The following is a 20,183-nucleotide window of genomic DNA, read 5'->3' as shown; positions in this document are numbered from 1 at the left end:
CCAATTTAAGTGACTGCAAGATTCAGCTAATAATTATGAAAATATCTAATAATCTTATGCTGGCAAAAACATCAGGTCAGTAATAATCAGAGAAACATTACGTTCCTGAAGGTTTTTAGTAGGGCAAAACGGGAAAACGACCGATTGGTATTTTACAAAAAAGATATATTTCTTTAATTGATGAAAAATTCGATTATAAATTTGAAAGACAATCAATTCTTAAAGAGTTAGCTGATGAGTAGAAGAGAAGAGTTTTATTTTAAGATACTACCTTCTTGAATAATTTTGCAAAATATTTTTATAGTCATCACCAAAAAAATATATTTACAAAATACCTAATTCATTTAAAATGTCCTTTTTAACTTTACTAAATGGCCTTTTGCTAAAATCAGCTTCTTTAGAATACGTACCGAATACAATTCGATAAATATCGTCATAATCAAAATCTAATTTTTCATATTTTTCCACCAATTCAATAAGATATCTTTGCGAGAAACGATGACGGATATCAAATATATCTTTTAATTCTTCGGAGTGGGCACTGAGGATTTCGTTCAACCTAAATACTTCGGAAGAGTTTTCTATCCTTTGATTTAAAATTGCATCAGAACTGGTTGGCATTAATTTAACACCAAGATGAGCAGAGCCCCCCAATATTGCACTAACGGTATATGGCAAATATTGATATTTATAGTCAGAAATAACATCATCAATATAGGGATGAATATTCTCTGACAACTTAAACTTAGCTGTATGTTTTAAAGTACTGTTACAAGTTTTACAGCTCGGAATTAGATTATAAACAGACAAGGCAAGCAGCGGATAATCATCTTGATCAAAAAAATGATCGAATTCCGGTCTGATGAATTTATCATCCTTTCCCGAACCCTTATCTACTGTTAGTGTATAATTTCTATTACAGTACAGACAGGTGCGAATTTCTAGTTTAGCAGCTAAAGCATATGCATCATATCTATTATTTCCTTTAGCCCTAAAATATTTATAGTTAAAGATTTTTTTTATTTTAGGCTTCAGCGAATTTTTATATGCTCTGTGCCCTAAAAGCAAATCATTTATATTTTTTAAATCTGCTGGCTTAGAGATAAGTATATCCTCAAGTTTGCTTTCAATAAAATCTTTTAACAATCTGTTTAGATTGCTTTCTCTTATCTTACGTAACAGATAGGGTTTTAAGCTATCACGATGCTCTTGGATAATGTTGGGTTTTGAAGATAAATCAAAAAATATCATATGCTTACATTCTCTTTAACCTATTTTGGATTTCTTCTAATTCAATTTGCAAAAGTTTTCTTGCAAGATCAGTTTTCATTTTATCAGAATACATTTGAGCAAGCTTACGTTGTATAATTGGCTCATCTATCTTCTCGATAATAATTCTATGCAGTTCTGAATTAGTTTTGTCATTCTCATCTCTCAGCCAATCGATAGTTTTGTTTATTTTACTATCTGAAAATTCTCCGATCAGCCCATCGCTGATAAAGAATGAGTCTGCAAATAGATCAGAAACATTGGCTCCAAATGTTCTCTTTTTATCTGTAGATATTGAAGTTTTTTGATCTGCAGTTTTATCCAAAAAAATTACATTTTCAAACAAAACATCAGAAAGTGTTAGAGGGTCATGAGTTGAAAAAATTATTTGCAAAGATGGGGCGTTTTTTCCCGTGCTCTCCCACCTTTTCAGCTCAGCATTATATTGTAGCGGCTTTAACTCTGAAAATAAGATAGGTAAAACAATGTGACAGCCAGAACAAATTTTTTCTTCCACAAAGGATGATATCCTAGCTCGGGCTCATCTAAAAGAAGTACAAAATTTTCTTTACAAATTTGCTTATGACGTTTATTTTCTATCACATAAGAATAAAAGGAAGAGAATAGGTCTAAAAGAACCTTTTCACCGTTTGATAATTTTTTATCTGGACTAAAATCAAACAAAATAGCCTCATTTCCCCGATTATAACGACTAAGAATAGTGATTATTTCTTTATAAAAATTATTAAAATCAGAAAATACTTTATATTCTTTTTCAAAATCAAATGATATTGATTCCCCTTCTTTGTATAGAGCAGTCATAAAAGAATAAAACTCTTTTATTTTCGTAAAATCTTCTACATTTTTGATAATCCCCCTTTTTACTGGTGCAAATTCAACACTTCCAAAACTATGAAACTTATCCTCCTTAATAATTCTGATGATCTCATCACTATTGTCTAAAGAGATTTTACCAAGTCTATCCATTAAAATACCATGAAGTAAATCACTCTTTTGAATAATATACTGCCTCAAAAGTTGATCTAAACGTTGTTCAAAATTCTCCGCTTTTAAAAAATCATCAAAATTGTAGGGTGCTCCTAAACCATTTTGTACAAAAACAGCTCCCGCCTGCAAATAGCTTAGTATAAGGACTTCAAGATCTCTAATTGCATTTTTCTGATCATGTATTTTATTGGGTTGATCTTTTGGTTTATAATCTGGGATATCCCAAATCTGCTTCAATTTTTCAGTGAAGCTATCTGCTTTTAGATATCTTACATAGTTTTTATACTCATTGATAACCTCTTCTTTTTTTCTTGTAATATTTTCCTGCGGAACCGTTTCAAGCATTTGGATTGTACGGTTTAGCTCATGAACCAGAGTATCTCCCCTATTAGGGTTTCCAAAATTTGATAAAACATAAGTTTCCATAAAGTAATCTTTAGTAAAATTATGTGCTCGCAGTGTTAGAACTTTATAATTAGGAAAATCTGGATAAGATTCAAGTATTTTTGGTATTAAAGTACTTCCCATCAATAAACCTTGCTGGTGTAAGGATTTCAAATAATATTGTTGAAGTGAAGAATCAAATTTTGATGATGGATTCACTGGTGAGCTTGCTGATTTCAACTCAAAATCAATTATAGGAGAATAATAAAGTATATTAAAAAAATCGTACTTTTTTACAACTTGAATATTTTCTGTTGCAACAATTTCCTTTTCTGTCTGATTGATTATTTTTGTGATCAATTTATCATCAACAATTTCCTCCCATACAAATAACAACCCTTCAGATAATTGGTCAATAGGATAATTGAATTGTCTCATGATGGAAGTTTTTCCAGATCCGTTTTTCCCGACAATCGCCGATACTAAATCTATATCTTTACCATAAAAATTTTGAATAAAAGTTTTATTTTGGCGTATTTCTGTTAAAATAATTGAATTCTCATCTTCTGAAAAAATGTAATCATTATAACCACCAAGCTGCAATGTGGTGCCGATTTCAGTATGGCCGAACAGATGTTCGAGAGATTTTTTCGGAATATAAACTGTTGTAATCATAGAGTATTTATAACCTTAAAAAAGATATGAGAGACAATTTGAAGGTTGGTTATCTTTTTTTCAAATTTACAAATATTCCACTCATTTCGAACAGCCAAATTTGAAATCAAGATACAATTCAGGGTAAATATTGATAAAAAAACTTAATATGTATTTTATTTGCCATTACGGTTTTCCTTACAATAGAGAAAAGACCGTTTTGTATATTTGAATTCTCACATAAAAATTAATTAAACACACAAGATATGGATCATACATGGTTTGAAATGAAGGATCTAAGAAAAAGAAAATTGGATAATTCCGTATGGGTATCACTAAGATCCCAAAAATCTGTTCAAAATGATATAGCCTTTGGAAAAAATGGCTACAAAGAAGACTTTACGGGTCATGGAACTTTAATGATTTCTGTAGATCAAAGAGAAAGTGCTGAACAATTATCATGGAGTGATGTGGGAATAGGTCATTCAGTAGGGTTAAATTTTGTATATGAAAATTATTCACAGTCTGATTTATATGAAGGTGAGAATGTAAAGGGCATTCATTTAGTATTAGACCAGACTTTCGACAATAATTACGATAATCATGAGTGGCATTTGCATCAGGACCTTGTAACAAATTTGGGTTTAAAGAGAGAGGGTGATGTTTGGGTCTGCCCTAGACAGGGTTATACCGAAGTAGCAAAACTGGAAAGAAATGAAGAGAGTGAACCTGTCAATCTGCAAATAAAAAATCAATTTTTAAAAGATTACTTAGCTGCAAGGAATTCTGGCTTGTATGTCACCTCCTTTTTCAGCAGGGATGCAATATTGGAAACTAAGCCCCCACTGCCTTGGGATAAAGATTCCGCACAATCTAAAAATGGTAAAGACATCTGGGAATTTAACATCTTAGAAATACTTGAAGGAGGATTTGCATTTGGAGAAAAAATTGCCATATCCCATGCTAGTAGAACAGATGTTGATGAAAATGATGATGTACCTGATATGACAGCATTTCCTACGAACGAAAATGTGAAATCGGAATATTATGAAAAAAACTTTGCAGGAAAAAAATTATACCGTCTAATAGCGGAACTATGGAAATATGAATGGATCAATCCAGCTGCCACCAGCCCAATTACTTTAGGACATGAGGACAATATAGATTTTTACTATATAGTTGACGTTATCGGTAATAAAGAGACAGGTAATCAATTAAAACAAGGCGGAAAGTGGTTATGGTTCAAACCTGAATTAGCCTCACATATATTATCGATACGTGGGAGTTCTTTAGATTGGTATACAAGGGACACAGGAAAACTTTCCTGTTCACCGTCTTGGAATATACACTTTGGTGTCAATGAGATAGGTTTAATTACTGTTTATGCAAAAGACATCGGGAGGCTACCGTCTTGGCAGCAACAGATTTGGTCAGCGCACAACGTTGCTCCTGAAGGTGGAATTGGCAAAGAGTTGTACGCCTCGCAAGTGAAAGCAGAGCCCGCAAGCACACATGCACCAGAACGATTTCTAAAAAGAGTAATTAATGAAATAAATGAAGCATTTGAAAAACAGTTTAATATAAAGTTTTTTAGAGGACATCACTCTGTCGAAGAAATTATAGCTACAATAAATAGATTCCGAGCAGTTGACGACAAAGGGCTGTTCTCTCTGGCGAAGGATATTGCTAGAATTATAATCGATGATATTGATATAGAATCCCTTCAAAAAATAGCTATTCCCCCAAAGGGTACTAAATGGGGTTCATTAAAAACTCTTGAAAATCTGCTAGCAATAAAAATTCCAAAAGAAAAAGCAAGAGAAATTACCGCGCCTCTTGTTGGAGTCTATGAACTGAGACATGGAGATGCTCATTTACCAAGTAGTGAGATCAATAATGCCTTTGATTTAATTTCAGTTGATAGGACTTCGCCTTCTGTGATCCAGGGTTATCAAATACTCTTCGCTTGTGTAAATAATTTACATATTATCTTAAACATGATCCAAAACTGGATAGATATTGAAGTTGAAAAATAATAGAGTTAACAATATTTTAATGTACCAATTAAGTAGCTTCGAAACATAACAGAGATCAAACCAAAACAAAAAAACATAACAATCAATCACATACATTCAAAACCTTTTCTAAATCCTCAAAAAATTGGCTCGATTTTCCTACCAGCAAGTCATATTATCCATTTTATGTATTATTTAATCTCTTTAATCGGAGCTGAAAATATAGATATTAATTTCCCGGCACTCCCCACAGGTAGCATTTAAAAAGAGAGAAGAAAAATATGGCTTTACCAAGTCTTAATTTCATGTTATAAAACTGTTATCCATTCATATTCAACGACATTTTAAAAGTTAATTCAGTGATTTAAGAATATACAAATCCTGCAAATTGACTATTTGCAGTTTTTTTGTATACCGATTTCGTAATGATTTATTCTGGAAATCACTAATGCGTAAGAAAGTTCAACAATACTTTTTCTTACTTAGCAAGACAAAAACTGAAAATAATAACAGAATCTAACCACTAAAATTTTAAACTCAAATATTTTTATATTATGGACATTAATACTATCGTAACAGCCACAGGAACACTAGTAACAGTAATTCTTACATCTTTGGCAGCACCCTACATTTTAAATTTTCATCTGAAAAGGAAGTTCCAAAAGCTACAGTACATGATCGATGCTTACCCCTTGTTACAAAATCTCCAAACTGACTTTAAGGATAAATTTATCGAGCCAGCCATACAAGAAAATATATTCTTTATAATTTCAGGATTCAGGACAAATTACAAAAGTATTCCTGCCTATAACGAGCTTAAAGATAAACTCGGAAACAATTTCGACTGGCCAATTATAAAAAGTGCTAAAGCACATCTGTCATTTAATGAATTGGGCAAACTCTATGTTAATCTTACTAAGACAACAATATATTTCAAAAAATTTTCGCTATGTTTTGCAGTACTTTTAGCATTGCTTGGTTTTGCGATCTTGGTTTTCTGTAATTATGCCGAACTGAATATGTTTTCAAAATATCTAGTTCTCTATATTTTGGCCGGTATGGCTTTCCTTCTGGCCTATTTCGTGCTAGGAAGCATAACTTCAATCTTAGATGCAGGCGTTATCTCAAAAAGGTTGCAAAATGTTGAGAATGCCAACAACAACAACAACAACAACAACAACAACAACAACAACAACAACAACAACATGTAAATTCGGAAACCAAAATTGATCTAGATTTTATCATTCTGAAAGTGAATCACAATATTCCAACTCTTGTCTCATCTAATATTTTGATCACCAACCAATATTTTATCAATCGTCAAGATATAAAACAATTATTCCAGCAAATCAAACTGACTTATAAGACAAAATCTTCCGGAAATGTGTTTAAAGAACATCTTTTTAAGTTTATGCGTAAAGACAATATTTATATACTACTTATTTTCAACCACATAACTCTAAGACATTTTCTATATCAGTAAAAAAAGAGTTTGGATAGCGTCCTGTCAAGTTCACAAAAAGGATTAAAATTTTACAAATTTTAATCCTTTTTTTTGTTTTGCTAATTCCTTTCCCATCAACAAGATATTATAAATCAATGAGTTGATTTTGGGTGTTTGAAAATCCGTCCCATCAAATATTATTTTTTCAGGTATACCACTTTTATCTGTTCTATTGGCTTTCTATAACATTTCTAAGTATTGGTAACTGCATTAAGAGCTTTGCCCATCTTCTGTTCTAAACCTTCTTTTTATCTGAAGCTATTAAAAGTCAGGATCGTCCAACTCCCCTTTATGCACAAGTTGATAGCTATTTATGAGCACCTATTTATAATACATAGTTTTTTTATCTAATATTAAAAATTACCAAGATATTTCAGGGTAAAAATCGCATCTATTGAATAGTCAAACGCAGATATTGTTTCATTCAACGCAGTTGTTAGTTCTATCAATGTATCATTACCTACATCTTCTAAATTAGTGTCTGTTAAGTATTATAGTGTTACTTGGTCACCATTTAACAAACCTATTTAACAAAAACAACCTAACCCTAAGGATTAAACCAACTATTTATGAAAAAAAATCTAATACTACTGCTTTTTGCAATCGCAAATTTTATACCCCTGATGAATGCTCAATCGCCCCAATGGGTTTTAGGAACTTCCCTTGTTAATTTTCAGAATACCTTAGTACCACAACTTTTGTCCAACCCCTTGGGGCAAGCTTGGTCTGGCATTGGGTCAAATGCCGGTTTTGGTCCCGATGGAGAGCTATTGTTTTACATTCGGGGAAATAGCGTCTACAATAGAAATAATGTTAATGTAGGTTATATTGATATCAATAATCTTGGCAGAGAAGTTTCGGTAGTTAACGTTCCGGGAACGTGCAACGAATTTTACATTATTGCCATGACACAAAGGCCGGTATGTATTAATTGCAGCAATGAGTTGATATATGTAAAAGTAACAGTTAATGGTCTTTCAGTCTCACTTTCTCAGACAGAACATATAGGTCCAAAGGGAGATAAGGCCTTTGCGATATCTAAGTTGAGAAAAAACAAGACCCGTTATTTATTTGTTGTTGGGAATAATGTGGATAAATTTCTTATTGATAGAAATGGAATCTCACATCATGGATTATTACCTGCTTTTGGTACAGATGATCCAACTGATGTAGAATTATTTGAAGATCCGGTAACGGGAAATATGCGATTAGCTTTTGGAGAAGGTACTTCCAACTTAATAGTTCATAACCTAGATTCAGAGGGTAATTACATCAATACTACTTATCCGATTATTCCTGCACCAGGAAAAGTTCATGGAGTTGAATTTGTTGATTATAATAACATTATTATTGCACAGAACAGTTACAATCCGGCATATAAAGGAATTCTTATTATCAATCTGCTATTTCAGTATGCCCATTATATACCAAATTCTGCTGCATATCATAACTCTTATATTGAAAGGGCTGCTGACTGGAAATTTTATGTTTCAAAGGAAAATGGTAGCCAAGGTTATAAACTAGCTTCTATAAATCCTAATGCTATAACCGTAACAGAGGTTCCTAATCTTACTTTACCCAATATGGACATCGCCTATTATGGGACAAGACTTCTTCCGGACCAGATAGATTATGAAAATTATAATCAGGTCAACTACAGGTGGGATCTGGCCGCATTCGACAATGCTGCTGATACCGGAGCTGAACCTTATATACCATCGCCGGGAAATGAAGTTATCTGGGAAAGCAATGATATCTGGAACAGAAAGACAGTGAATGGATTAAGCGTTACTCATCAGAATCCCGGTTATTCTTCTGATCCGTCCAGGTATAATATAATGAGATTCAGAGTAAGAAATATTGGCTGTACAGAATCTACTGAAAGCCGTGTAAGGCTATACTGGACTATGGGTGCCACAGGGGAATCTTGGGACAATAATATAGTTCCTGTGAATCCTCCTTCGCCAACTGCTCTTAATTCATGGGATGGATCAAAGTGTATTATAAACCCACAAACCAGTACCTGCATTCCTGCCGGAGGGGAATTAAAATCAAAAAGTCTGGTTTTCAATAGTAATGCTCCTGATTATGACAGCAGCAATCCTAGCACTCCTGGGTTTATTGTTCCACCTTTACAGCCGGGACAGGAAATCATCATTGATGCGAAGTGGCAGCCGGTAAACCCGTCATTATTTGGAGACCCCAACGTAATCAGCAATCCTATATTATGTTTCCTGGGAAGAATAGTTAACGTCAATGACCCTATGTACAGTGAGCTTCCCGCCAGCACAACCAATATGATGGGAGACAATGTTAAAAATAACAACAATATTGTAACGCGTAATACTTCTTTGGTACCACTTGGAGTATCGGAGGGAACGCACTATCAATATGACAGTTCAATATTTATCGGAAATCCTACTTCAACTCAAACAGACTTTATAGTAAGGTTTGACCGAACTATGGTAAACGATAACAGTTTCAGCAATATAGGTAGAATAAAAATTAAACTGGATGATCGCTTATGGGAGAAATGGACGGCTGCAGGATCAGAAGGAAAAGGAATAGAAATTTTTAATGCTGAAAAACATGAGATTGAGGTTACCAATTTCGACAATGCTCAATTGGCTAACATTTCACTGGAGCCTGGAGAATACAGGGCAATAAAGTTCACTTTTGAACTTAAACAGCCAACAGATCTGATTCAGGATTATCAGTATACCGTTTCACAGGTATCCGCTGAAAAACCGGATCAGCATTATGGAAGTGCATGTGTCTTTAACGTAAAGATCAACCATACACAGGAAACTGGAGAATCTTTTTATGAAGAAATGGCTAAAACAAGTCCTTCTAATACTCATTCAAATTTTAAAGGGATTAGTATAGCGCCAAATCCATCATCCGATTTTGCAAAACTGGATTTTGAATTGTCCCAGAACAATCTTATTAATATACAGGTATTTGATCTGCTTGGGAAAATGGTGAAATCTATCGAAAGTAATAAGAATTTTAACAAAGGGCTGAACAATGTTAATTTTTCAACCTCTGATCTACCAAGTGGCAGCTATTTTGTTATAATAACAGCTCCAGAAGAGAGGATATCTGTTCAATTGGTAATAAAACATTAAATAAATAAGCTTTAAATAAAAAAGGGGGTCTCAATATGAGATACCCCTTTTAAAAATTCATTTATTGCCGGACCTGAAGAACGTACGATGATTAAAGATCTCTTTCCATATACTGTTCTAATGAATTCGTAAGGTGATGTAAGTAACTTGCTTTTCACCAGCCCGATATTTCATTTGGTAAAACGCATGATGGATGTCCCCAAGATTAACCTCGAATAATTCCTCAAAAAAGCTTACTAATTCTTTTTAATCCTACCATTCCATTGGAGACACTGCCGGAAATATGCAGGGCATAGATAAGTTCGATCATTGCATTTTAAATTTCACCTGAAAATCTTTACTCTTAGAAATTATGCGAAAAACTTGTCTACCAAAAGAACCATCGAATTTTGGTATAGTATCTTCCATATTGTTAACACACAAAACAAACATCAATATAAACACTTATTTTTCAAATACATACATATAAAACACCTTCAAGATTTTTTAAAAATTGGTTCGATGCTCCAACCAGCAAGTTCACCAACAGCCAAACGGCGCCATTTTTTTTCCTTAAAAATCAAAACCATCAATTCATTAGATTATATACTGTAAATTAGTTATGTTTCTAAAATTAGTTTGTCCCATTTACTATTTACATACAAAACAATTCTGGAATACCCATCTCAATCATTCTCCCCCATTCTGTTTAAAATTACCCTTCTCAGCCTGGCTTCATTCTCATCACCCCAATACCCTAATGCAGAAATTACCGGAATTAAGGTCTTCCCAAAATCTGTGAGAGAATATTCAACTTTTGGCGGAACAACCGGGTAAATCTTCTTTGTCACGAGCTCGTGCTCTTCCAATTCTTTCAATTGGATATTTAAAACCCGTCTTGAAGCATCCGGAATTTTACGCTGCAATTCACTGGGACGCAGTTGCCCTTCATTGATAAACCATAGCAGACGGATCTTCCATTTTCCGTAAAGGACTTCACCAATAAGGTCGAGACCGCAGTTTAAATTCAAAGGTATTTTTCTCTCATGCATAAACAAATTTAGTCCAATGTACCAAATTGTACAATAGGGGAAAAAATTATCCCTATGCGATTCGGTTTTCCGTTATTGTCTGAAAGCGTGATACTTCGGAAATTTGTATCAAAGAATCAGACAATGCAAAATCAATTTAATTACAACCATGAACTTCAAGGTAAAATTGCCCTGGTAACCGGAGGTACGAAAGGAACCGGAAAAGCAATTGCAGAAAGGCTGTTACAAGCTGGCGCAACGGTTATTATCACCGCAAGAAATGCACCTGAAGAAGAAAACAGCCATCTTCATTTTATTTCAGCTGATTTAAGTGAAGCGGAAGGAGCTCAAAAAGTAATCAGCGAAGTGCTGTCTCATTACGGCAGGCTGGACATTCTTATCAACAATCTTGGCTCTTCATCAACACCCTCAGGCGGCTTTACCGTATTATCTGATGAAGACTGGGAATCAACCCTACGGGCTAATCTGCTTGCTCCTGTTCGGCTGGACAGAGGATTTTTACCACAAATGATAGAGCGAAAAGCAGGGGTTATTATTCACATCGCTTCAATTCAGGGCAAATTGCCTTTGTACGATTCTACTTTGCCGTATGCAGCAGCAAAAGCAGGATTAATCAATTACAGCAAAAGTTTATCTAATGAAGTTACACCGAAGGGTGTTCGTGTGCTGACTGTTTCGCCGGGATGGATAAAAACAACGGCAACAGATGCTTTTTTGGAAAGGATCGCCAAAGGTTCAAATACGTCTGTTGAGGAGGCTCAAAAAAGTGTTATGGATGCACTTGGCGGAATACCTTATGGCAGACCTGCTGAACCGCAGGAAGTCGCTGAATTAGTAGGGTTTCTTGTTTCACCAAGAGCTAATTATTTAACCGGAACTGAATTTGTAATCGATGGCGGCACTGTGCCAACCATTTAATAAACTTAAAATATAATACAATGAATTTACCAAACATTATCTCAGACTTAGTAAAAGCGCAAAATGAATTTAACAGTTCAGCGTATGCAAATTGTTTTACCGAAAATGCAGAGGTATATGATGAAGGCCAAACCCATAACAGAAAAGCTGAAATTGAAAACTGGATTGACAAAGCCAACAAAGAATACCAGGCCACTATGAAACCACTACACTATAATGAAAATGAAAACATCTTATCTGCGGAAGTTTCAGGAAATTTTCCAGGCAGTCCTGTTGTTTTGAAATATCATTTTCAATTATCTGACGGATATATTCAGTCATTGAAAATAACAGGTTAATATTTTAACTGGCAAAATTAGTCAGAGCTGAAGCTTCCGTAGCCGCAGTTTAATTGGGCTCAATCGAACCAAATCATCGATGAAAGAGTTTGAAAATAATCCTGTCTTGGTCACCAACAGCCAAATGGCGTCACTTTAATAGAGGTGGCGTCTTTTTTTTATTCACCAGAACTGTTTTCTACACTTAATTTCTCTACAAATTAATAATTCATTTCAGTTGAACTCGTTCCTCAACACCTTAAAAAAGCTCCCACTATTAGTATAAATTCGTTTTTATCAATTCGCAGCAAAGAGCTATATTTAAAAACAAATTTTATATTAAAAAATTGATCTATACAACACTTTTAAATATTGCTGTTTTTCAGGGAATCGTCTTAGGCGTAGTTATTTTAAAATCTTCCCTGTTCAATAGTAATTCAAATAAGTATTTGGCTTATTTACTATTTGCACTTTCCATGGTTTTACTGAATTATGTTTTTGAAATTGAAGGTGCATTCAGGTCCTATCCTTTGCTACGTTTTCTGGACTATATTGAGTGGATATTTTTACTCCCCGTCTTCATCTTCCTTTTTATAATACACAGGATTGATGATACCGTAAAGAACAGACAAAGAACTTATTGGTATTATATTCCGTTTGCCTATTCCTCTATTTTTACCATTACCTATCATCTTAATGATATTTTAGGAATTTATAAAATCGCAGATTCAGGCATTTTGATCATCAATATACTTAGACTGATTCAGCTTTTATTTGCCTTTATCATCATCCTGTTTCCACCTTTTTACTCTTATTTTATGATAAGACATTTAAAAGATCCGCAAGAGAAAAAATGGGTAATTACGTTATTAACTACGCTCTATTTATTGTTATCTACCTGGCTCATTACCTATATGGCTGGCTTCTTTTTGGGAATAGACATTTCCTCTACCATGAGCGTGCTGGCTTTATCCGCAACATTTATCATTCACTGGACAGCCTATATAGGCATTTACAAATACAAGCTTGCCAAAAACAAAGATGCCGTCTACCATTTTCTAAACAACGATTTGGCTATTGTACATCCCAATCTGCAAATTGCAGAAAACAGTATACCGGAAGAAAATAGCCCTGCAGAAGAATCCAGAGAATCTATAACAGGTGACAATCTTTATTTTCAAAAACTTGAGCTGCTTTGCAAAGAGCAGCACATGTATACCGACAGTACATTAAACAGAGAAAAAGTAGCTGAAAAACTAGGGATAAGTGCTGGATATGTTTCACAAATTGTAAACACAGTAACAGGAGACAACTTTGCCCACTATATCAATCAATATCGGGTGGAAGCCGTGAAGGAAATGATATCAGATCCGGAATATGAAAACTATAATCTGCTGACAATGGGACTGGAAGCCGGCTTTACTTCAAAAACAACTTTTTTTAAAGCCTTTAAAAAAGTGACCGGACAGACCCCCAATGAATATAAAAACACCATCAAATAAGTACCATTTTCTCCATTTTTAAGCTTTTGAAACCCGTCCTAATTTGAATTATTTGAGTTTTGCACTTAAATAATTTAAATTAATTTTTATGAAAAAAATCTTTTCAGTACTCATCCTTTTGTTTGCTTTTTATTCTGTCCATGCTCAAAGTGAAACTGATGCAAATCCTTATCAGAAAAACAATGAAATTAAACTAAATTTATTTGCGCCTTTAATGGGTGCCGTGGAAGCCGGTTATGAACGGTTTCTCAACAAAAATTCTTCAATAGGGATTTCTGCATTCAAGGTATATGAGCATTCAGCAAATGAGGATATGAATTACTATATCTCTCCCTACTACAGATATTATTTTGGGAAAAAATATGCTTCCGGTTTTTTTGTCGAAGGATTTGGAATGCTCACTTCCATTGATGGAAAAAAAATCTATGCAGCAGATCATACAACATTCACTGAAGGTAAAGATGTTTATGATCTTGCATTAGGTGCGGGTTTTGGATGGAAACTGGTTACCAGGAAAGGATTTGTTTTTGAAGCCAATACAGCCTACGGAAGACTTGTTTTCAATGCAGATAAAACAGATCACGATCAGGTTATAAAGCTTGGACTGAGTATGGGCTACCGGTTTTAAAAATCAAATAGACTTTTGTTTTCCACATCATCGATAAAAGTGTTTGTATGAACGTGCGTCAATATCAATGGAACTTACAATAATAATCTTTGAAACAATAAAAAAATCCCGGATTAACGGGATTTTAATTTCTTATATTCAAATTTATTTGATCTCTACAGGAACTGAGATTTTATCCCAATCCATTGTGAATCCATTACTGTTTACTTTATACACTAAGGTTTCCTGTGTTGCTGGTAAAGCTTTTGTTTTTACATCAACCCGTAAAGCATCTTTTGCCTGTTCGTATTTATAAGCACCCCATTGTTTGGGCTCTTTGTTAAAAATCGCAGTCCAGGTTCCGCTTTCTTTAGGAATTAAGAAAAAGCTGTATTTACCTGCAGGCAACGGTTTACCCTGAACGGTAATATTTTTATCCGTTTCGAAAGTCGTGGCATCATTGGCACCCGCACGCCAGACTTTATCATAAGCTTCTAAACCGCCCCAGATGGTACGCCCTTTAACAGAAGGACTGCTATAGGCAATGGTAATGGTTGCATCTTTAATTTTTCCCGTAGCAGTAGCCGCAGGGCTGGCAGGTTTTTTAGTGTCCTGTGCAAAGGCATTCATGGAGATTGTCATTGTCGCAACAAGTACGGCAGCTGATCTAATGATGGTTTTCATAATATTTTTGTTTGTATGTTTACTTTGTTTGTTTACGAATTTACTGCTTTCTTCTTATAAAACAGCAACCCGATTGCTGAAAATAAAATAACGGCCACTGCCCCAATGACATTAAGCCAAAGGAAAGAAACGATATCAAAGTTATAAACGGCAATAACCGCAATTTCTGATAAAATGGCAGAAATAAATACATTAGAACCGGTGATTTTTTTATAGTAAAAAGCGACCAGAAAAATCCCCAGTATCGGGCCGTAGAAAAGAGAACCTAATACATTAACCGCCTCAATAAGAGAACCCATCTGCGTAGCAAACATCGCGACGCCGATTGAGAAGATACCCCAGGCTAAGGTGTGAAGGCGACTGTACTTCAATTCGGTGGCATCATCAGGAATTTCTTTTTTAAATATCAAATGAACATCTTTTAATGAGCAGGCGGCAAGGGAATTCAGCGCTGCGGAAATGGAACCCCAGCTCGCAAGAAAAATGACGGCAAACAGTAAACCGATCATCCCTACAGGCAAGGTATTTTTTACGAAATACAGGAAAATGTAATTCGTATCCGTTTTCTCTGCATTATAATTTGAATGATTGATCGCTTCCTCTACCCTGCCGTGAAGTGCTTTTACCTGGGTTTGTGTATTTTTAAATTCCTGAATTGTTTTTTGAAGTTGTGGAGAATTGTTTTCTCTTAACTTTAAAATTTCTTTCGATTCAGCATTAAATTTTGTTTGCAAATCCTGATGCTCTTTTTCAAAAACCGCAGCCTGTTCAGGTTTTGTTTCCTTTAAATATTGATAAGAGCGTTCGTTAAAATAAATCGGAGCCGGTTTTAAAGAAAAGAAAGCAAAAAGTAAAGCACCAATGAGGAGAATAGCAAACTGCATCGGAATTTTAACCAATCCGTTCAGCAGCAAGCCCATTTTTGCATTGGTATTGTCTTTCGCAGTAATATATCTCCCAACCTGACTCTGGTCTGTCCCAAAGTAAGAAAGGGCCAGAAAAAAACCGCCGATCAGCCCGCTCCAGATATTGTATTTGTCTTTCCAGTCGAATTCTGTGGTGATGACATTGAGCTTTCCGGATTTTCCCGCCAGATACAACGCATCATTAAAGCCAATTCCATTCGGCATATTCTGAATAAGCAGATACCCTGCAAAAGCCATGGTTCCCAGAATAATCAGAAACTGTAATTTTTGGGTGTGGGCGATCGCTTTTGCACCGCCAACATAGGTATAAATCAACAGAATACCACCCGTTAAAACATTGGTTAAATAAATATTCCAGTTTAAAACGCTTGATAAGATGATACTCGGAGCGTAAATACTGATTCCCGTTGATAAGCCTCTGGAAAAAAGAAAAAGCAGTGAAGTGAGTACCCTTGTTTTTTTATCAAAACGGTTTTCCAGATATTCATAGGCAGTATACACATTCAAGCGCTGAAAAATCGGGATGAACGTGATACAGATCACAATCATCGCCAAAGGCAGACCAAAGTAATACTGCACGAAACGCATCCCGTCTGTATACGCCTGACCCGGTGCTGAAAGAAAAGTAATGGCACTGGCCTGCGTAGCCATAATCCCTATCAACACAATGTACCAGGGCATTTTATTATCTGCTTTCAGGTAAGATTCGTTGCTTTTTTGGCCACGACCGATGAATACGCCGTAAACAACCACTGCAACCAATGTAAAAATGAGAACGGTCCAATCTATATTACTCATGCCCAGGATTTAGTAAACCAATAATAAAATGCGATCTGCAATACTAATGCAACGGCTAATAGTATGTACCATGTATTCCAGTTTTTAAGTTGATTGTTCATTAGTTTTTCTGTGCAGATAAAAAGTTAAAAAATAAACGTGCTGCCCCAACATTTCCCGCAGGCAGCTGTCTGAAAAAGGCCAACGGTGTATAAATAAAATTACCCTTTCCATATTTGGCATATAAAGTTGATCCCTGCAGTGGCTCTTCCTCTGTATCGTGCATTTCAAAAAGCGGTTCGTATGCTGCATCCCATTGAGCAGGGAAATAGGCACCGCGCTCCTGTACCCAGCCTTTAAAATCATCCGCAGTAATTTTGTTCGGAAAGTTCAGTAATTTATGATTGGGATTTAAAAATTTAACCGCGGCATTTTCTTCGGTAACCCTCTTATTGGCAATATTGAAATTGTACATTCCCAATTGGTCAACGGTTGTATCCTGGTTGGTGTTATACTGCATCACCAGATTACCTCCGGCTTTTGCATAAGACCATAAAAAAGGCATCCAGCGGCCCAGCTTTTTCTCTGTATTATTGGCACGGACACCCAATACGATGGCATCATATTGCGACAGCTTGTTTAGGCTACCGTTTCCGCCGGATTGATCTATGCTGCCATAAAAATCTTCGTCTTTCAAAACATCTACCTGAATCCCTGACATGCGCAGGAACTCAGGAATGAAATCACCCGCACCTTCTATGTACCCCACTTTTTTAACCTTCACCTGAATATCGCCTTTCATGACGGTTACCGTTGCAGGCGCAAAATATTGCAAAGAGGGTAAATGCGGGTACTGAATTAATACCTGTTTTTTATTATAAGTGACTCCATCTGCAACAAAGTTTGCATCCAGTTGCAAGCGGGATGAATGTATTGCGGCAAGCTTAGTTTTTGGAATAATGTAATCGATGGTAGTATCTTTTCCATTGAGCGAACTTACATCAGCGCCGCCTAACCGTTCTCCGTTATACATCAGGTTTACCTTACCATTGCTGAACTTTTTGGCAGAATTAACCTTAAGATTTAAACTCAAATGTAAATCTTCATTTTCTCTGACCACATAAAGCGGTTGTGTAAATTTCAGTTCCAATGCAGGAACAATACGTAAGGCTTCCACCACATCACCCCGCACCGGGTCTAATTTTTTGAAAGATAAAGGAAGTTTAACCTGAAATTTTTCCGAGCCGATTTTTAAACCAACCCAAACATTCAGTGGGGATTCTGCCTCTGGCAAACCGATTAAAGTATCATTCGGAACAGAGAAAGTGGCTGCGTTCGTGGGAGATTTTGCCAACCAGTAAGGTTCTGTGAGTGCTGCATCTGCAGGAATCTGAATGTCATGCTGAATGGTAATTAAAGAATCTTTTGATAATTTTCTGTTGAAGCTTTCTGACTGACTTAACCATTTTACATCTTCTAAAATGACAGGGTTTTCAGCTCTTGAAATCAGATTTAACCTGAAATTGTAATGATCTCCGGCAACAGCTTCAGCCTGATTGGTAACCACCTCGCCCATAAACCCGGCACAGCTTAAAATAATATGGTCAAGAGATTTAAGTTTATCCTTTTTTAGTTCTGCATCTTTTAGCGCCATGACTTTTTTTCGCAAAGCAAGCAAAGCAGGTAAGCTAAGATCAGGATTATTGAAATTGAAAGCGGAAATAATTTGATCTAATGATTGGTCAATATCAGTATTTCCTTTTGCGGTCCAGGTTTTAGCTACTCCGTCAAAAAGTGTTGTTTTTGCAGGTTCGCCAACAACGTGGCTAAAATATTCAGTTCTGATGCCGGCTACAGACTGTGTTCCTGCACCCTGGCTTTTATGTAAACTTCTGCTTAATCCTGCCAATTCACCGTAGCCCATTCCCAATTGCGCATCATATTGCCCAACGGTAATTTTCAGTTGATTTTCAGCTGTCGTATTGACCCCGCCAAAGCGGAAAGTATTCCACAATACTCGTTTGGGCTGCCATGCATTGACATATTTTAGCTGATCCGGGAAAGCCGTTCTATCGCCTGCCAGCTTAAAAGCTTTTTCCGCCACCGCAGCCGAAGCCGCGTGCTGTCCGTGACCCGCCGCAGCAGTAGGAGGAAAACGACAAATGATAATATCAGGACGGAATTGACGGATAACCCAGACTACATCCGCTGTAATGCTGTCTGCATCCCATTGTTTAAAGGTATCGGTCGTATTTTTAGAGAAGCCGAAATCAATCGCCCGCGTGAAAAACTGTTGGGCGCCATCTAACTTTCTGGCCTCTAAAAGCTCATGCGTCCTGATTAAACCCAATGCAGCACCCTGCTCTGTGCCTAATAAATTCTGCCCGCCATCACCTCTGGTTAAAGACAAATACCCAGTTTCTACATTTTGATCGTTGATTAACCAGGAGAGTAATCCTGTATTTTCATCATCGGGATGCGCCGCAAGGTATAAAACTTTAGGCAGCTGCTTAAGGGTTTTGAGTTCGCGGTAAATTTCAGATGATTTGGAGGGCCGAACCTGCTGGGCCGAACAAAAAACCGTATAAAAGCCAAGAATAAATACAGTGTTTACTTTTTTGAACATTTAAATTTGCTTTGCGGCAAATATAAGTAAATCGTTTCTTTCAACCTTAAAAGAAAAAGCACTTAGTTTCTGTATCGTATATGATTGGTTTATAAGCAAAAACGTAATAAGATTACAGTATTTGTAGTTTTTTGTACAGCAGATCGCGATAACTCAACCCAACAGGAATGTTCTTTTTATTGGTTAATGATACCACATGCTGCTCTACGTAATTGATTTTGTTCAGATTAATAAAAAAAGATTTATGTACCCGGCAAATATAATTCAGGTGTTTTAAATTTTCTTCAATGGTAGTTAATGTGCCATGTATTATTACATTATTAGTTTCGGTGTATAAACAGATGTAATTACGCATTCCTTCAATATAAATTAACTCCGAAGGGTTTATTTTCACCAGCCGTTTTTCACTTTTAACGTAAAAACTCTCATTCTCTTTTTCATTATTTACTGAGGAGATTGCTTGGGTATGCTGTAAATGTATGCGGGCTTTTTCTATGCTTTTAGAAAAACGATCCAGTGAGATGGGTTTTAACAAATAATCGACCGCATTTTGGTTGAATGCGTCCAAAGCATATTGATGGTAAGCTGTGGTATAGATAATGGCAGGCGGATTATTGAAAATCGAGACGAAATCATTACCATTGATTTCAGGCATTTTAATATCTAAGAAAATTAAATCAATATCCTTATTTTTATTTAAATAGCTGATTAATTCAAAAACGTTATTGCACACGCTTTCCAGCTGCAAAATCTCAAATTTTGAAATATGATGAATCAGCACCTCCTGAGCTAGTTTTTCATCATCTACAACCAGACATTTTATTTTTCGCATT

At 35.6% G+C, this 20,183-nt stretch carries 16 protein-coding genes and 1 pseudogene; 7 read left to right on the top strand and 10 right to left on the bottom strand.

What is annotated here, in order from left to right; genetic code table 11:
- Positions 1-324: 324 nt before the first annotated feature.
- The 3 genes from JET18_RS06160 to JET18_RS06150 are packed head-to-tail and all read right to left on the bottom strand — an operon-like array spanning position 325 to position 3,336.
- Entirely contained in the window at positions 325-1,251 is a 927-nt protein-coding gene (locus JET18_RS06160; RefSeq protein WP_202089731.1) for a hypothetical protein, read from the bottom strand.
- A gap of 4 nt (positions 1,252-1,255) precedes the next feature.
- On the bottom strand, positions 1,256-1,786 hold the full coding sequence (locus tag JET18_RS06155) for a hypothetical protein (RefSeq protein ID WP_202089730.1): 531 nt from the start codon (positions 1,784-1,786) through the stop codon (positions 1,256-1,258).
- Positions 1,726-3,336, bottom strand: a complete 1,611-nt coding sequence (locus JET18_RS06150) for a hypothetical protein (RefSeq protein WP_202089729.1) — start codon at positions 3,334-3,336, stop codon at positions 1,726-1,728. Before JET18_RS06150 ends, JET18_RS06155 begins: the two co-directional genes overlap by 61 nt.
- Before the next feature lie 245 nt (positions 3,337-3,581).
- On the opposite strand from JET18_RS06150, the gene JET18_RS06145 reads away from it, so the two are divergent.
- From JET18_RS06145 to JET18_RS06135, 3 genes are all read left to right on the top strand, one after another.
- The gene (locus JET18_RS06145) at positions 3,582-5,351 is read left to right on the top strand and encodes a hypothetical protein (RefSeq protein ID WP_202089728.1); all 1,770 of its coding nucleotides are present in this window, start codon (positions 3,582-3,584) and stop codon (positions 5,349-5,351) included.
- 533 nt (positions 5,352-5,884) lie between these two features.
- Positions 5,885-6,541: a hypothetical protein gene (locus JET18_RS06140; RefSeq protein WP_202089727.1), complete on the top strand. Its 657-nt coding sequence runs from the start codon at positions 5,885-5,887 to the stop codon at positions 6,539-6,541.
- A gap of 862 nt (positions 6,542-7,403) precedes the next feature.
- Positions 7,404-9,962, top strand: a complete 2,559-nt coding sequence (locus JET18_RS06135; RefSeq protein WP_202089726.1) for a T9SS type A sorting domain-containing protein — start codon at positions 7,404-7,406, stop codon at positions 9,960-9,962.
- Between the two features lie 117 nt (positions 9,963-10,079).
- Here the strand turns inward: JET18_RS06135 and JET18_RS21950 are convergent.
- The 3 genes and pseudogenes from JET18_RS21950 to JET18_RS06125 form a co-directional block, all read right to left on the bottom strand.
- Positions 10,080-10,163, bottom strand: a pseudogene (locus JET18_RS21950) (hypothetical protein); the annotation flags it as partial.
- Positions 10,164-10,185: 22 nt separating this feature from the next.
- Complete coding sequence (locus tag JET18_RS21945; protein WP_262896560.1) at positions 10,186-10,272, bottom strand: RteC domain-containing protein; 87 nt, start codon at positions 10,270-10,272, stop codon at positions 10,186-10,188.
- Between the two features lie 355 nt (positions 10,273-10,627).
- The gene (locus JET18_RS06125; protein WP_228728491.1) at positions 10,628-10,972 is read right to left on the bottom strand and encodes a winged helix-turn-helix transcriptional regulator; all 345 of its coding nucleotides are present in this window, start codon (positions 10,970-10,972) and stop codon (positions 10,628-10,630) included.
- A 144-nt stretch (positions 10,973-11,116) separates the two neighbouring features.
- On the opposite strand from JET18_RS06125, the gene JET18_RS06120 reads away from it, so the two are divergent.
- From JET18_RS06120 to JET18_RS06105, 4 genes are all read left to right on the top strand, one after another.
- Entirely contained in the window at positions 11,117-11,911 is a 795-nt protein-coding gene (locus tag JET18_RS06120; protein WP_202089724.1) for an SDR family oxidoreductase, read from the top strand.
- Positions 11,912-11,931: 20 nt separating this feature from the next.
- Positions 11,932-12,249 (top strand): nuclear transport factor 2 family protein, encoded by a 318-nt coding sequence (locus JET18_RS06115; RefSeq protein ID WP_202089723.1) that lies wholly within the window; start codon positions 11,932-11,934, stop codon positions 12,247-12,249.
- 326 nt (positions 12,250-12,575) lie between these two features.
- Entirely contained in the window at positions 12,576-13,730 is a 1,155-nt protein-coding gene (locus JET18_RS06110) for a helix-turn-helix domain-containing protein (RefSeq protein WP_202089722.1), read from the top strand.
- Between the two features lie 88 nt (positions 13,731-13,818).
- A complete protein-coding gene (locus JET18_RS06105) occupies positions 13,819-14,358 on the top strand; it encodes a DUF3575 domain-containing protein (RefSeq protein ID WP_202089721.1) in 540 nt (179 codons plus the stop codon).
- A gap of 144 nt (positions 14,359-14,502) precedes the next feature.
- Here the strand turns inward: JET18_RS06105 and JET18_RS06100 are convergent, their stop codons facing one another.
- From JET18_RS06100 to JET18_RS06085, 4 genes are all read right to left on the bottom strand, one after another.
- The gene (locus JET18_RS06100; protein ID WP_202089720.1) at positions 14,503-15,021 is read right to left on the bottom strand and encodes a DUF2911 domain-containing protein; all 519 of its coding nucleotides are present in this window, start codon (positions 15,019-15,021) and stop codon (positions 14,503-14,505) included.
- Between the two features lie 32 nt (positions 15,022-15,053).
- A complete protein-coding gene (locus JET18_RS06095; protein ID WP_202089719.1) occupies positions 15,054-16,745 on the bottom strand; it encodes a sodium:solute symporter in 1,692 nt (563 codons plus the stop codon).
- A gap of 100 nt (positions 16,746-16,845) precedes the next feature.
- Positions 16,846-19,350: a PIG-L family deacetylase gene (locus JET18_RS06090; RefSeq protein WP_202089718.1), complete on the bottom strand. Its 2,505-nt coding sequence runs from the start codon at positions 19,348-19,350 to the stop codon at positions 16,846-16,848.
- Between the two features lie 112 nt (positions 19,351-19,462).
- Complete coding sequence (locus JET18_RS06085; protein ID WP_202089717.1) at positions 19,463-20,182, bottom strand: LytR/AlgR family response regulator transcription factor; 720 nt, start codon at positions 20,180-20,182, stop codon at positions 19,463-19,465.
- Position 20,183: the final 1 nt, after the last annotated feature.

The sequence above is a fragment of the Chryseobacterium endalhagicum genome (assembly GCF_016745235.1).
GTDB classification, from domain to species: domain Bacteria; phylum Bacteroidota; class Bacteroidia; order Flavobacteriales; family Weeksellaceae; genus Chryseobacterium; species Chryseobacterium endalhagicum.
Note: the sequence above shows the minus strand (reverse complement) of the source record. Positions and strands in the feature narration are given on the sequence as shown.

What these genes read in the sequence shown, in the direction of transcription:
- JET18_RS06160 (WP_202089731.1), bottom strand. Translation starts at nt 1,251, where the DNA reads ATGATATTTTTTGATTTATCTTCAAAACCCAACATTATCCAAGAGCAT.
- JET18_RS06150 (WP_202089729.1), bottom strand. Translation starts at nt 3,336, where the DNA reads ATGATTACAACAGTTTATATTCCGAAAAAATCTCTCGAACATCTGTTC.
- JET18_RS06145 (WP_202089728.1), top strand. Translation starts at nt 3,582, where the DNA reads ATGGATCATACATGGTTTGAAATGAAGGATCTAAGAAAAAGAAAATTG.
- JET18_RS06140 (WP_202089727.1), top strand. Translation starts at nt 5,885, where the DNA reads ATGGACATTAATACTATCGTAACAGCCACAGGAACACTAGTAACAGTA.
- JET18_RS06135 (WP_202089726.1), top strand. Translation starts at nt 7,404, where the DNA reads ATGAAAAAAAATCTAATACTACTGCTTTTTGCAATCGCAAATTTTATA.
- JET18_RS21945 (WP_262896560.1), bottom strand. Translation starts at nt 10,272, where the DNA reads ATGATCGAACTTATCTATGCCCTGCATATTTCCGGCAGTGTCTCCAAT.
- JET18_RS06120 (WP_202089724.1), top strand. Translation starts at nt 11,117, where the DNA reads ATGCAAAATCAATTTAATTACAACCATGAACTTCAAGGTAAAATTGCC.
- JET18_RS06115 (WP_202089723.1), top strand. Translation starts at nt 11,932, where the DNA reads ATGAATTTACCAAACATTATCTCAGACTTAGTAAAAGCGCAAAATGAA.
- JET18_RS06105 (WP_202089721.1), top strand. Translation starts at nt 13,819, where the DNA reads ATGAAAAAAATCTTTTCAGTACTCATCCTTTTGTTTGCTTTTTATTCT.
- JET18_RS06100 (WP_202089720.1), bottom strand. Translation starts at nt 15,021, where the DNA reads ATGAAAACCATCATTAGATCAGCTGCCGTACTTGTTGCGACAATGACA.
- JET18_RS06095 (WP_202089719.1), bottom strand. Translation starts at nt 16,745, where the DNA reads ATGAGTAATATAGATTGGACCGTTCTCATTTTTACATTGGTTGCAGTG.
- JET18_RS06090 (WP_202089718.1), bottom strand. Translation starts at nt 19,350, where the DNA reads ATGTTCAAAAAAGTAAACACTGTATTTATTCTTGGCTTTTATACGGTT.
- JET18_RS06085 (WP_202089717.1), bottom strand. Translation starts at nt 20,182, where the DNA reads ATGCGAAAAATAAAATGTCTGGTTGTAGATGATGAAAAACTAGCTCAG.